Origin of the sequence: Motiliproteus sp. SC1-56, from assembly GCF_017309075.1 — a bacterium.
GTDB lineage: Bacteria > Pseudomonadota > Gammaproteobacteria > Pseudomonadales > Balneatricaceae > Motiliproteus.
In genome coordinates this window covers 1-12803 of sequence record NZ_JAEMGS010000004.1, presented here as the reverse complement: position 1 = coordinate 12803, position 12803 = coordinate 1, and the positions used below count along the sequence as shown (strand labels likewise).

Sequence of the window (12803 nt, the reverse complement as noted above, 5' to 3'; positions counted from 1 at the left end):
GATCGGCTGTCAGTGATCCTTGGCTAGGTGAGTATCAATGATTTCGCAGAGCCAGTGGCCGATAAAGATGTGGGCCTCCTGAATGCGTGCGGTCTCCTGGCAGGTAACGGTGACGGAGAGATCCGCCATGCCCGCCAACTTCCCGCCGTCACGGCCCAGCAGGGCCACCGTGGCCACGCCCTGCGCCTTGGCCTGCTCAATGGCACGGATGACATTGGCGCTGTTGCCCGACGTGGACAGCCCCACCACCAGGTCCCCGGGCTGCGCCAACCCCTGCACCTGTCGGGCAAAGAGGGTGTCGAAACTGTAGTCGTTGGTGTGCGCAGTGAGAATCGAGCTGTCGGTGGTCAGGGCAATCGACGCCAGGGGACGGCGGTCGTCTTTGTAGCGCACCATGAACTCCGCCGCCAGATGCTGGCAGTCGGCGGCACTGCCCCCGTTACCCATCCAGAGCACCTTGCCGCCGCCCTCGATGCAATCGATGACCCGCCGGGCAAAGGCCTCCGCCTGGGGCGCCAGCCCCCGGACCGCCTCGAAGACTTCCTGATGCCGCTTGAGTGCATCATTAAAGCTGTCAATCACGTCCAACACCCCGCAGGCCACAGAAAAGCGGCCATTATAGCAGAGCGCTTAAAGGAGAGACCACGACGCCGCACGATCCCTTGACACCCCCCTCAAAAAAAGATTAAATACGCGCCTTCTGAGTGCCCGGATAGCTCAGTTGGTAGAGCAGAGGATTGAAAATCCTCGTGTCGGTGGTTCGATTCCGCCTCCGGGCACCACTTCTTTTAAGCCTCGTCGGTACGACGGGGCTTTTGTGTTTTTGAACAACCAACTCTGCAGCCCCGGGCCCTTTCTCTAGGCGAAGAAGGGTAAACCTCAGACGGCTCCTATATCTTCCTCTACCCGAACCGCGCTCATAACGGGATGACCGCGCGTAAGCTACAGCCGGACTCAGTCAGGCTCCACCCAGTAATTGATCACCTCGAAGGTATCGCCGTTTGCCCGCTGCTGGTGGTAAGTGAACAAGCCGAAGGCATAACCACTATCGGCAAAGTTGACGGCATCTAAGTTACCGATGGTGCCGGTGTAGCTCATCTCCTCACCGTAGCTTTTCGAGAAGCCCACTTCCGCACCGACCCCCACCGAATAGCCCCCAACAACACCGGCCGCCGTAACCTCGACATCCAGCTCGAGACTGAGCCCTGCGTTAACCGAGCTCGATACCGACTGGCCAATCGCCAGCCCGAGCTGGACATTGCCGCCGCCTTCCCCCACATGGACCGCGCTTTGGGTTCTTGCTGGCGGCACCCAGGGTATAAAACCGTCGACGAGGTCGAGTACGAAGGCGTTTTCCCGCATTAACTGGTCACGCTCGGCGACGGTCGGGTAGGAGTCGAGATCGCCGATGGTGTGCTGAAACACATCGCTGCCGATCCGGTCCTCCTCCGGCACCGAGGCGTTGAAAAACTCTTTCTCTACCATCAACGTCAATGGGGGCCGGGGCAGCAGCAGCCGAGCGACCCGGCCCACCAGGTCCGGCCGTTGTGCGAATCGGACATAGACCATTTCGAACACATCGTAGGGCACCGTGGAGAAGATAACGGTGTCTTCCATCGCCCCGGAGGTAAAGACCACGGACTCAGAGCGGGTGAATCCCCAGCCTTTGCCGGCGCTCAGGTAGGCCGATAGCTTTGTTTTGGCGCTCGCTTCAGTTTGCGAGACCCCGCCATCCACCTCCACGCCAAAGACCATCGAGCCAAAAACCGTCATTGATGCAGACGCCTCGAGATCGATAAAGGAGGTGCTGCCAAAGGAGGTGGAACAGGCATCGATGCTCTGGCCGATATCGAACGCGCAGGGAGGCGCGGCCAGGGCGGCGACGATCATGGGTTCGGTATAGGAGACAAAGTGCTGACCGGGCACCGAACGGAGGATGATGGCGTCGTCATCGACGTTGACGGCAGCGAGCTGAAGGTTGACATAATTCAGCGTACCTTTGACGTCATTGTTGCTTGCCGTGGAAAGCGGCTCGACGGGGATTTCATCCTCGACGATACAGCCCTCGCCGTAGATCTTGATGGTCTCAACAAACGCCCCGGTTGGAACCAGGTAGGCCATATTGCTGGTGCCATCCGCGTTGAAATCGCCAATCGCGGTCGCGGTATTGTTGGGCGCCAGGGGAAAGTCCGAGTCATCCGGCAGGAAGACGTTGGGCGCTATCGCGCAATACGCTTCCCAGGGCTCGGGCGTATCGGCAAAATTATCGAAAATCACCTCGTTGACCTGGAGCTCCAAGCGCTCGTCGCCGTCGAGGTCAACCGGGTTAACGTGGATAAACCGCACCTGGCGGGCCGTCTCCAGGCTGTCCTCAAAGTTGAATTCACGCCGTGCCGTGGCAATTGGCTGATAACCCCCTTCGCCATCTTCATGGGCAACGAGGATGTAGAAGGTCTTCTTCCTTGGGTCGGCATTGTCGAGATCGCCTGTCACGTCAGGCAGGAAGGCATTCAGCCCGGCGAAGGCCAGCTCATCGAGTTGGTCGGCATCGATGTCCACAAGCACGCCGACGCCAAAGATGGCGGACATCTGCTCGGGGGTGTCGTCTCCGCTCAGTTCGACGTCGATGGTGACGTTGTCGACCTCGAAGTCCAGCCCCCAGGCGCCCTCCTCGACATCCAGCACCTCAAGATGGACCACGCCGCTGCCTGCTTTGCCCAGCGACGGGTCGATATCCTCGTCGATCCGGGTCAGCGCCAGTTCGCTGGCGTTGTCGTAGTCGTTGTTGCCCGCGGAGACGAACAGCCGCAGGGGATTGCCTGCCGAGGCGTAGAGCCGCGTCAGCGCCGGCACGGTCGCAAGCTGGCCAGCCTCATCGGTCAGGATCACCAGAAAGCCAAGCCCCTCTTGCGTGCCAACGGCGAGGGCCACATCGACAGTTTGGTCATTGTCGAAATCACCCGCCGCCAGGTCGACAGCGTGAATGGTGCCGGTAATTCCGCCGGGCGCCACCAGCTCACCGGACTCTGCGAAGCCGCTCTCGCCATCGTCAATAAGGTAGGCACGCAGTTCGCCGTTCTCATCGACATAGACGACGACGGTCTCTTCCAGCCCGTCGCTGTCAATATCCGCGCCAATGGCGCTGTAGGGCTCGGAGTAACCGGAGGTCAGCCAGAAACGCTCCGGCGGGTTATGCAGCAGCGATGTGACCCGGGCATCGGGGTCAACCTCCGAATCCGCATCCGGGTCCGGAACCCGCTCCACGATCGCCCCCTGCTCCGTTCGCGTCTCAAACGCGCCGCCGGCAAACAGCAGCTCCGCCGGCTTCGACACCTCAAAGACCGCCCCCAGCGGCTCGAATGACGACGGCAGCGGATTGCCGTCGCCATCGATCGCGGGGCTGGCGCGATCTTCCAGGGGCACCCCGAGGGTCAGCAAGGTATTTTCCACCGGATCGTCGGAAAGGGGTGCCGGACGCCCCTCACCCGCCGGAGGGCCGCCCTCTGACAGCGGCGCCGGACTGTCGGAATCGCTGTCGCTGCAGGCCGCGACGAGCAACATGGCCCATACGAGGAAAAAGACAGCTAAATAATCAAGTGTGCGCTTTACGGCGCAATGGGATTCCGTTGGGGACATGAGGCGCCTCCGTCCGGTGGTTAGGACCGTTAGCGCGGCTCATGCAGGTGACTCTGCGTGTGACTGCCAGCAGGGCTGACAACATGATCAAGGCATTGCGCCTTTGGGTTCAGTTACGCAAGTATAGGCACGAAAATTGACTTTTGCCTTTTTGCCCGCGCTCGACTAGCGACAGGCCGTATTCTCATTTTTAAGTTGTAGCGAGTAGCCGCGGTCACTCCAACAGCAGCTTGACGCTCATCAGGATACAGATCGTCACGACCAGGGGGCGGATCAGCCGAGAGCCCTTGAGCACCACCAGCGAAGCGCCCAGCCGCCCGCCGATCAGCTGCCCTGCGGCCATCACCAGCCCCAGGGTCCAGACCACCTGCCCGCCGGCGATAAAGAACAGCAAGGAAGCGAGGTTGCTGGTTAAATTCAGCACCTTGGTGTGGGCCGTGGCCTTGGTGAGCCCGAAGCCCAGCAGGCTGACGAAGGCGATGGCGAAGAAGGAACCGGTGCCGGGGCCGAAAAAGCCGTCGTAAAAGCCCACCCCGAAGCCCACCGTCAGGGCGAACGTCCACTCCCCGATCCGCCGCTGCACGTCCTCTTCACCCACCTGGGGCGAGAACAGAAAGTAGAGCGCGATCAGGATCAGCAGTAGCGGAATCACCGCGGTGAGAAAACTCGGGTCCAACATCTGTACCAGGATCGTACCCAGAGCCGCCCCGGCAAAGGTGCACAGCACCATCGGCCAGATGCGCCGCGGCTGAACCAGCCCCCGGCGAATAAAATAGAGGCTGGCGGAGAAGGTGCCGAAGCTGCCCTGCAACTTGTTGGTGGCCAGCGCCTGGGCTGGCGAGAGTCCGGCAAACAGCAGCATGGGCAGGGCGATCATGCCGCCGCCGCCGGCGATCGCGTCGATACAGCCGGCCACCAGGCCGGCAAAGGCGAGCATCAGGACCAGCTCCAGCGTCAGCTCGATGGGCATGGGGTTAGCGGTGACTCCGATCAAGCGCCCCGCACTGGGCGGAACCTGGCTGTTGGATGGTGACAGGCACGCGCCCGGGAGCCACACGAGTCGTCCACTCGCTTGATCTCCCGAACAATTTCCGTCGCGGTGCAAACACAGAGGCGCATCCTGGGCCGGATGCAGTCGTGCGTCAAGCGCTGCGTGAGATTATCGTCCCGATGGGGCTCGGGGGCCCGCTAAGCGGGCCATGACGGGCAGGGCCGACCGGGTCAGCACCAGCAGGCTTCGTCGGCGGGGCGCTTGAGCAGCTCCTCGACATTGGCATTCAGCACCCGGTAGCCCACGTTGCCGTACAGGGTTTGCCGGCCTTCGTTCATGATCCAGCAGGGGCTGCCCTGCAAGTTCTGTTGCCGCGCCTGCTGATAGTCGGCCATCAGCGCCGCCATGGCGCGCCCGTCGTCGAGATGCTGGCGCAGCGCCTTGGTATCAACTTTCTGCTCCTGGGCGATCGCGATCAGGGTGTCGCGCTGGCTGATATCCCGCGCCTCGACAAAAAATCCGTGCCGCAGTGCCAGCGCCAGGCGGTCTGAAGCCTCACTGCCGCTGACCAGCTCAGCAGCCTTGATCAGCAGATGGGCCGGCAGGCTGCTGGTGGGGCGCACCTCGCGCCAGATAATGGGATTGACCGGCGCGGTGGCGTAGGGCGCGGCGGCGTTGACCACGTGCTCGGCAAAGCCCTCGAAGCCGCCGCGATCCTGCCACTGCTTATGGAGACGGCCATGGGCGTCGCCGAATACATCGATAAACCGGCTGCGGATCGCCACCTGGCTACCCCACTGCCGGTCCAGCTCCTCCACCCGCTTCTGGGCGATCCACGCCCACACACAGAGAATATCGCTGTAGTAGTCGATGGGCAGGGTCATGCGCAGTTCTCCCGGTTGCACACCCCTTCCAGGGTATCGATCGGGCAGCCGATGACAGTCACGTTACGGTAGCCGATACGTTGCAACTGCTCCGCCGACAGGGTCGCCCGTGCGCCGGTGGCGCAGTGCAGATAGATGGGCAGTTGCGGGTCGTTGTACTGGGTACTGAGTTTCATCTCCAGCACGCCACGGGGAATATTGATCGAACCCTTGATTGGCCGCTCGGCGACTTCCCCCGGCTCACGGACATCGATCACTAAGCTGTTGGGGTGCTCTGCCGCCTCGGCCAGGGCCTGCTCGGCACTGAGGGTGCGAACGTTGGGGCTGATGGAACGAATCAGCTCGGGAATGGGGGTCAGCATGGTGTTTACTCCTCTGATGGCTGACGGGGATATTAATTTGTTTTTGCTAATGTAGCCATGTCTAAACAATGATTATACTGTGCGGCATGAACCAGAACCTGTTTATAGACCACTCCGCCGAACACCGGTGGCAGGAACCGGCCTGCGAAGGTGTCTCAGCGCACGATGGGCGCCAGATCCTCTATTATCGAATATGCAAGCAACGCAAGCGGATGCCGCCCGCACCGCTGGCGGGGCCGGCCACCTTGGACGAAGCCAATGAATAAACCCGACTGGCTGGATCGCATCGTCGAAGGCGCCCTGGGCGGCGGCCTGCCGGCGCTGATCTTCGCGGTAGCACTGCTGGCGGGAGCGATCGCGCTGCAGTGGACGCCGCGCGAGGAAGAGCCGCAGATCGTGGTGCCAATGGTGGATGTCAGGGTGGCGGTGCCGGGGCTTGACGCCACGCAGATCGAGCGCCAGGTCACCCAGCCGCTGGAAAAGCTGCTGGCCCAGATTCCCGGGGTCGAACACCTCTACGCCAGCTCCTTTGGCGGCGGCGCGAACGTCACCCTGCGTTTTTTCGTGGGGGAAGATCGCGAAGACGCGCTGCTCAACACCTACAACAAGCTCTATTCCCACCAGGACCAGGTGCCGGCCATCGTCAGCAACTGGCAGGTCAGGCCGGTGGAGGTGGACGACGTGGCGATTCTGCTACTGGGGCTGTGGAGCAGTGACCCCGGACGCTACAGTGACTTCGAGCTGCGCCGCGTGGCCGACGAACTCACCACCGGCCTGCAGGCCCTGCCCCAGGTGAGTGAAATTCAGGTGGTGGGCGGGCGCGAGCGAAAGGTGCAGGTACAGCTCGACCCCGAGCGCCTGGCCGCGCGCCTGACCACGCCGATAGAGGTGGCCGCGGCCATCGCCCAGTCCAACCTGCGCCAGAGTGCCGGCGCCCTCTCCCTGGGCAACCGCACCCTGCAGCTCGAAGGCGGCGACTTTTTCGACGATCTGGACGCCCTGCGCAACCAGGTGGTGAACGTGGTCGACGCCACCCCCGTCTACCTGCAGGACGTGGCGGCGGTGGTCGATGGTCCGGCGGAGCCATCCCGCTACAGCTGGATCGATTTTGCCAACCCAGAAGAGGCTGAAGGCCGCCCCATGGTGGCGATCAGTATCGCCAAGCAGCGCGGCAGCAACGCCGTGGCGGTGGCCGCAGCGGTGCACGCCGAGGTGGCCCGGCTCCAGGCCGAACTGCTGCCGCCGGAGATCCAGGTAACGGTGCTGCGCGATTACGGCCAGACCGCCAACGACAAGGTCAACAACCTGGTCTCCAGCCTCGCCTTCGCGGTGTTCACCGTGGTGGTGTTTATCGGCGTATTCCTGGGCTGGCGCCCGGCGCTGGTGGTGGGGCTGGCGGTGCCGATCTGTTACGGCATCACCCTGGCCCTGGACCTTTGGTTCGGCTACACCATCAACCGGGTCACCCTGTTCGCCCTGATTCTCTCCCTGGGGCTGCTGGTGGACGACCCGATTACCGGCGTCGACAACATCGAGCGGTTTATGCGCGGCGGCGAAGGCGGCACCGCAGAGCGGGTGGTGACGGCGATACGGGAAATCCGGGTGCCGCTGCTGATGTCGACCCTGGCGATCGTTCTCGCGTTCCTGCCCCTGGCCTATATCACCGGCATGATGGGGCCCTACATGGCGCCGATGGCCTTCAACGTGCCGGTCAGCGTGGGCGTCAGCACCCTGGTGGCGTTCCTGGTGACGCCCTGGCTGGCCTCCCGCCTGCTGCGCCCAAACACCACCACGGAGAGCGCCCCACCCTCCTCGATGGAAGCTGCCTACCGGGGGCTGCTGGCCCCCCTCCTAGCACACAGGAACCGGGCCCGGTGGCTGCTGTGGGTCGTGCTCGGGCTGTTCCTGCTGGCGGCGGCCCTGCCGCTGTTGCGCCTGGTGCCGCTGAAGCTGCTGCCCTTCGACAACAAGAGCGAAGTGCAGATCGTGATCGACCTCCCCGAGGGCAGCACCCTGGAGCAGACCGCGGCGATGGCGCAGCGGGTGTCGCTGCAGGTCCGACGCCTGCCGGAGGTCACCGCGGTGGCGGCCTTTGTCGGGGAGCCCTCCCCCATCGATTTCAACGGCATGGTGCGCCAGTACTACCTGCGCACCCAACCCCACCAGGCGGACTTGCGCCTGACCCTCGTCGACAAGTCCGAGCGGGAGCACCAGTCCCACGCGGTGGTCTTGCGGCTGCGTCAGCTGCTGCACCCCCTCAATGCCGGGGGCGTGACGGTCAAGGTGGTGGAAGTCCCGCCGGGACCGCCGGTCATGAGCACCCTGGTGGCCGAGGTGACCGCAGACACCCTGGTGCCCTATGCCCGCCAGCAAGAAGCGGCGCGGCAACTGATGGCCAGGCTGGCGCAGGAACCTCACGTGGTGGAGATCGATGCCAGCCTGGAGCAGCCCGCCCAGCGGCTGCGCTTTGTGTTAGACAAGCAGAAAGCGGCCCTGTCCGGGGTCTCGACCGACGATGCCAACCAGCTGCTGGCGCTTGCCAACGGCGGCTTGGTGGCGGGCTACCTGCAGCAGCCCCGGGAAGCCCGGCCGTTGCCGGTCGAACTGCGCCTGCCGTCGGACCAGCGCACCGGTGCCAGCGACTTCGAGCGCTTGCAGCTCAAGGGACGGCCCGGGGTGGTGCAACAACAGAACGAGGGCGTACTGGACGCCGCGCCGCAGCCGCTGGTGGCCCTGGGCGAACTGGGCGAATTCGTAGAACTGCCGGCGGAGCCCGCCCGACTGCGCAAGGATCAGCAGCCGATCATCTACGTCACCGCGGAACTCAACGGACGCACCCCGGCCGAGATCATCGCCGATGTGCATGCGGACCTGGGCAAAGCCCCCGGCGAGAGCAGCGACTGGCAGCAGCGCACCTTTATCAACTCCGGGGCGGGTCTGGGCTGGAGTCTGCCTCCGGGTACCGATATCCGCTGGACCGGTGAGGGCGAGTGGCGCATCACCAAGGACGTGTTCCGCGACATGGGACTGGCGTTCATCTTCGCGCTGCTGGGGATCTTTTTCGTGCTGCGGGCGCAGACCGGCTCCGCGGCCCTGTCGCTGATCATCATGCTGGCGATCCCGCTGACGGTGATCGGAATCATGCCCGGATTCTGGCTGCTGAATCAGTTTGGCGAACGGGTGGTGGCCGGCGCCCCGGAGCCGGTGCTGTTCACCGCCACGGCGATGATCGGCATGATCGCCCTGGCCGGTATCGTGGTGCGCAATTCACTGATCCTGGTGGAGTTCATCAGCCAGGCGCGGGCAGAGGGAGCCAGTATCAAAGAGGCCCTGATCCAGGCCGGCGCGGTGCGCATGCGCCCGGTGCTCCTGACCGCGGGCACCACCCTGCTGGGGAACCTGGTGATAATTCTCGACCCGGTCTTCAGCGGCCTGGCCCTGGCGATCATCTTCGGCATTATCGCCTCGACCCTGTTTACCCTGCTGGTGGTGCCGGTGGTTTACCTGTTGGTATTTGATCGCCCCGAGGCGGCTGTTAACGAGGAGTGACACCCATGAGCAAGGCCAGAAAACTGGTTCTGCCGTTATTGGCGGTGGTCGGGCTACTGCTGATCGTCGCCTACCTGGCGGGGCTGTTCAGCGAACGCCTGGCCCCCGGACTGAATGCGCCCCGTGCCGTACCGACCGGCGATCAGGTTCCGGTACGCGCGGTCACCCGCACCCGCATCGAGGCGGTTCCCGCCGGCGTGCAGGCCAAGCAGGCGTCGGTAATTTCATCACGCCTGCTGGCGACCATTGAGGCTGTCCACGTGCGCGCCGGGGATACGGTCCGCACCGGTCAGCTGCTGGTGGAACTGGACCAGCGGGACCTCAAGTCCCGCCTGGCCCAAAGCGAGGAACAGGTTAGGGCCGCACAAGCCCGGCTGCAGCAAGCACGCGCCAGTCGGGAGCGTATTGAAGGGCTCTATCAACGCAAGCTGGTGGCCCAGGCGGACCTGGATCGGGCACGGGCCGAATTCAACAGCCTGACGGCAGAGCTGGCCTCGGCGCGGCAGCGGGTTAAAGAAGCCCAGGCGGCGCTAAGTTACACCCGCATTGAATCGCCCATCGACGGCCGGGTTGTCGATCGCCTGGCCGAACCCGGTGATACCGCCTCACCCGGGCAGGCGCTGCTGTCAATCTACAACCCGGGAACCCTCAGGATCGAAGCCCGGGTGCGCGAGGAAAGGGCCCTTGCGCTTGAGCCCCAGCAGACGTTGAGGGTGTCGGTGCCGTCCCTGCAGATCAGCCTGAACGCCACCCTGGAAGAGCTGGTGCCGAGCGCCGATCCCGGCTCGCGAAGCTTTCTGGTCAAGGCCCGTATTGACCAGGACGAACGCCTCCTCCCCGGGCTCTATGCCGAGCTGGAGGTGCCGGCCGGAGAGGAGACTCTGCTGCTGATTCCTCAAGAGCGCGTAGCGCAGGTGGGGCAGCTCAACCTGGTGTGGGTATCGACACCCGCAGGGCCGGAGCGCCGCTTCGTGCGCCTGGGCGGGGAGGTGGACGGCCAGTGGATAGTGGTGTCCGGGCTGCAGGCGGGCGAGGCGCTGCTGCCAGTCATGCCTTCGGGCTAGCCACAAGAGAGCTGAACCCGCACCGCTAGAGCGTCAGCTGACGGTAAACCTGGTTGGCGCTCTCCATCAGCTGCTCAACATTGATGTCGCCGGTCAGCGCGTAGCCCAATCCGTTGTCGATCCAGTAAAAGCTGTTCAGCCCTTCGGCGCTGAACCGTCGAAAGGCAGTTTGCTCGCGCGGGTCATCTGCCTGACGCACGTAGAGCGTGAGCCGCTGCCCAACGCTGTTCTCGTACATGAACAGCGCCGCCGGCCCATCGGTGGCCGGCAGCAGCCGCCCCCCGATCAGCTCGAAGCCCTGGGATGCGAGATCCGGCGCGCTGACCGGCTGGCCCAGACGCTTGGACAGCCAGCCCACCAGGTGTTGCTGCTGCTCGCGTCGCACCTCCACCGGATGCAGGACCTCGGGAGTGTACACCTGATGCGACACCCGTGCCGGCTGCACCAGGCGCTGGGAAAGATCTGCCAGCGCCGGGCGGGCAGCGGGCTGCATATAGGTATTCAAATGCCAGCCGCCAATGCCGCCGAACAGGGTTAAGCCGGCCATGGCCGCGGCAATCGCCCAGCGCGGCAAAGACCGGCGGGGCCGGGGCTCAGGCAGCGGGCCGGTCGGCGTGGGATAGGCCAGACGCAGTTCCTCGTTAAGCTGGCGAAAATCCGCCACCCGGGCGGCATCGTCCGGGTGGCTGGCAAGCCACTCCCGAACATCCTCAGCACGCTCCGGCGGCAGCAAGCCATCGACAAAGGCGTGCAGGTCACGCTCGCTAATGGGTGTCTTCACTACTTGACCCTCCGAAGCCCGCTACCCGGTTCGCTGTACAACCACTGGCGCATGGATTCACGGGCACGGTTCAGCCGCGACATGACAGTGCCGATCGGAATATCCAAAATTTCCGCCACCTGTTGGTAGGTGAAGCCCTCCAGCGCCACCAGGGCCAGCACCTCGCGCTGGGGAAAAGGCAGCCGCGCCATCTGCCGGTGCAGCTGCTGGTTGCGGGCAACCTGCTCTGGCCCAATGACCACATCGCCAGGGGTGTCCTCAACCAAGGTGACGGCCACCGGTTGCCGCGCGTTTCTACGCAGCTGGTTAACGAACAGGTTGTGCATCAGGGTGAACAGCCAGGCCCTGAGGTCGGTACCCGCCTGCCACAGGTGCTGCCGCTCCAAAGCGCGGGTCAAACAGTCCTGTACCAGATCGTCAGCCTGCGAACCGCTATGCAAAAGGCTCCTGGCGTAGCGGCGCAGGGCCGGGATCTGCTCACTCAGTTGTTGATCAAACGAATTCATACGGGTTGTCTCACCTCTGACCAACTAACACGTTGGCGGCCGGATTATTCCGAGCATAGCGCCAATTAAATCCAAGTAAATAAATCAGGAATAAATTAACGGCTGCCGTGTTGATGGGGGTAACCGTGACCAAAACCTAAGAGGTGAACCATGATCAAACCACTCATTTTCGTCCTGAGCGCCGGATTCGCCGGTATCGCTGCCAGTGCTGATATGAATATGGCCCATGCCCACATGGGCCACGTTACCAGTGGCTGGAAAGACACGCCGGCTAATGCAGGCTTGTTACCCACCGCAATGGACGAGGCAAAGATCGCCATCCAGCATGCCGATCTGGCCGCTCAGAAAACGGATGATCTCTCCTGGATGAAAACCCACACCGTGCATATCATCCACGCGATCGACCCCAGCCAGGCCGAAAAGGGGCCGGGCAACGGCTACGGCGTATTGGCGGCGGCCCAAGGGGTAAGCAAGCATATCGGGCTCGCCGCCGCCAGTGAGGGGGCCAGTGAAGCGATCAAGCTTCACGCGGAGCATGTTTCCACCGCCGCCGCGAATACCGCCGACCGCGCGGAGAAAATCCTGACTTTGGCGAAGCAGGTACTGGATGCCGACAGCGCGTCAGAAGCCAGCGCGAAGGTTGAGGAAATCCAGGCACTGAGCCATCAGTTGGTGGAGGGCGCAGACGCTGACGGCGACGGTAAAATCACCTGGCAAGCGGGCGAGGGCGGTTTGGCTGAAAGCGCAAAACACATGGGCTTTATGGCAAAAGCTGAAGGGATGTAAAGGCCCGCAGAGAAGACGACGGCAATGCCTTTGGCTACCAGGAGAAGGAGTGATAGGGCATCGCGGCCCTAGCGATTTTTCCCTAGGAATAGCCCCAGACGAAAAACCCCCGGCACGGTGTGCCGGGGGTTTCTCAGGATAAGGCGCTTGGCGATGACCTACTCTCACATGGGGAGACCCCACACTACCATCGGCGCTGGACCGTTTCACTTCTGAGTTCGGGATGGAGTCAGGTGGTTCCGGA

The 12803-nt window shown here is 63.4% G+C and carries 11 protein-coding genes, 1 tRNA gene and 1 rRNA gene; 5 read left to right on the top strand and 8 right to left on the bottom strand.

All coding sequences use genetic code 11. From position 1 onward, the window contains the following. Positions 1–9 precede the first annotated feature (9 nt). On the bottom strand, positions 10–582 hold the full coding sequence (locus JGZ97_RS05125) for an SIS domain-containing protein (protein ID WP_370584008.1): 573 nt from the start codon (positions 580–582) through the stop codon (positions 10–12). 124 nt (positions 583–706) lie between these two features. On the opposite strand from JGZ97_RS05125, the gene JGZ97_RS05120 reads away from it, so the two are divergent. Beyond that, positions 707–782 (top strand) — tRNA-Phe (locus JGZ97_RS05120). Between the two features lie 172 nt (positions 783–954). Here JGZ97_RS05120 and JGZ97_RS05115 read toward each other — a convergent pair. From JGZ97_RS05115 to JGZ97_RS05100, 4 genes are all read right to left on the bottom strand, one after another. Next, a complete protein-coding gene (locus JGZ97_RS05115; protein ID WP_207061545.1) occupies positions 955–3561 on the bottom strand; it encodes a hypothetical protein in 2607 nt (868 codons plus the stop codon). A 289-nt stretch (positions 3562–3850) separates the two neighbouring features. Beyond that, positions 3851–4606 (bottom strand): TSUP family transporter, encoded by a 756-nt coding sequence (locus JGZ97_RS05110; protein ID WP_242521554.1) that lies wholly within the window; start codon positions 4604–4606, stop codon positions 3851–3853. Between the two features lie 251 nt (positions 4607–4857). Further along, positions 4858–5511 carry a DsbA family protein gene (locus JGZ97_RS05105; RefSeq protein WP_207061544.1) on the bottom strand — a complete coding sequence of 218 codons (654 nt, stop codon included), beginning with the start codon at positions 5509–5511 and terminating at the stop codon, positions 4858–4860. Continuing rightward, on the bottom strand, positions 5508–5873 hold the full coding sequence (locus JGZ97_RS05100; protein ID WP_207061543.1) for a rhodanese-like domain-containing protein: 366 nt from the start codon (positions 5871–5873) through the stop codon (positions 5508–5510). The genes JGZ97_RS05105 and JGZ97_RS05100 overlap by 4 nt, the downstream gene beginning before the upstream one ends. Before the next feature lie 68 nt (positions 5874–5941). Between JGZ97_RS05100 and JGZ97_RS05095 the strand changes: the two genes are divergently transcribed. The 3 genes from JGZ97_RS05095 to JGZ97_RS05085 are packed head-to-tail and all read left to right on the top strand — an operon-like array spanning position 5942 to position 10486. Further along, the gene (locus JGZ97_RS05095) at positions 5942–6139 is read left to right on the top strand and encodes a hypothetical protein (RefSeq protein ID WP_207061542.1); all 198 of its coding nucleotides are present in this window, start codon (positions 5942–5944) and stop codon (positions 6137–6139) included. Next, positions 6132–9422: an efflux RND transporter permease subunit gene (locus JGZ97_RS05090; protein WP_207061541.1), complete on the top strand. Its 3291-nt coding sequence runs from the start codon at positions 6132–6134 to the stop codon at positions 9420–9422. The genes JGZ97_RS05095 and JGZ97_RS05090 overlap by 8 nt, the downstream gene beginning before the upstream one ends. Before the next feature lie 5 nt (positions 9423–9427). Further along, positions 9428–10486, top strand: a complete 1059-nt coding sequence (locus JGZ97_RS05085; RefSeq protein WP_207061540.1) for an efflux RND transporter periplasmic adaptor subunit — start codon at positions 9428–9430, stop codon at positions 10484–10486. A gap of 25 nt (positions 10487–10511) precedes the next feature. Here the strand turns inward: JGZ97_RS05085 and JGZ97_RS05080 are convergent, their stop codons facing one another. Both JGZ97_RS05080 and JGZ97_RS05075 read right to left on the bottom strand, forming a co-directional pair. After that, positions 10512–11267, bottom strand: a complete 756-nt coding sequence (locus tag JGZ97_RS05080) for an anti-sigma factor (protein ID WP_207061539.1) — start codon at positions 11265–11267, stop codon at positions 10512–10514. Next, positions 11267–11773: a sigma-70 family RNA polymerase sigma factor gene (locus JGZ97_RS05075; protein WP_207061538.1), complete on the bottom strand. Its 507-nt coding sequence runs from the start codon at positions 11771–11773 to the stop codon at positions 11267–11269. Before JGZ97_RS05075 ends, JGZ97_RS05080 begins: the two co-directional genes overlap by 1 nt. A gap of 150 nt (positions 11774–11923) precedes the next feature. On the opposite strand from JGZ97_RS05075, the gene JGZ97_RS05070 reads away from it, so the two are divergent. Beyond that, the gene (locus JGZ97_RS05070) at positions 11924–12559 is read left to right on the top strand and encodes a hypothetical protein (RefSeq protein WP_207061537.1); all 636 of its coding nucleotides are present in this window, start codon (positions 11924–11926) and stop codon (positions 12557–12559) included. Positions 12560–12704: 145 nt separating this feature from the next. Here JGZ97_RS05070 and rrf read toward each other — a convergent pair. Then, positions 12705–12803 (bottom strand): 5S ribosomal RNA (gene rrf / locus JGZ97_RS05065); the annotation flags it as partial.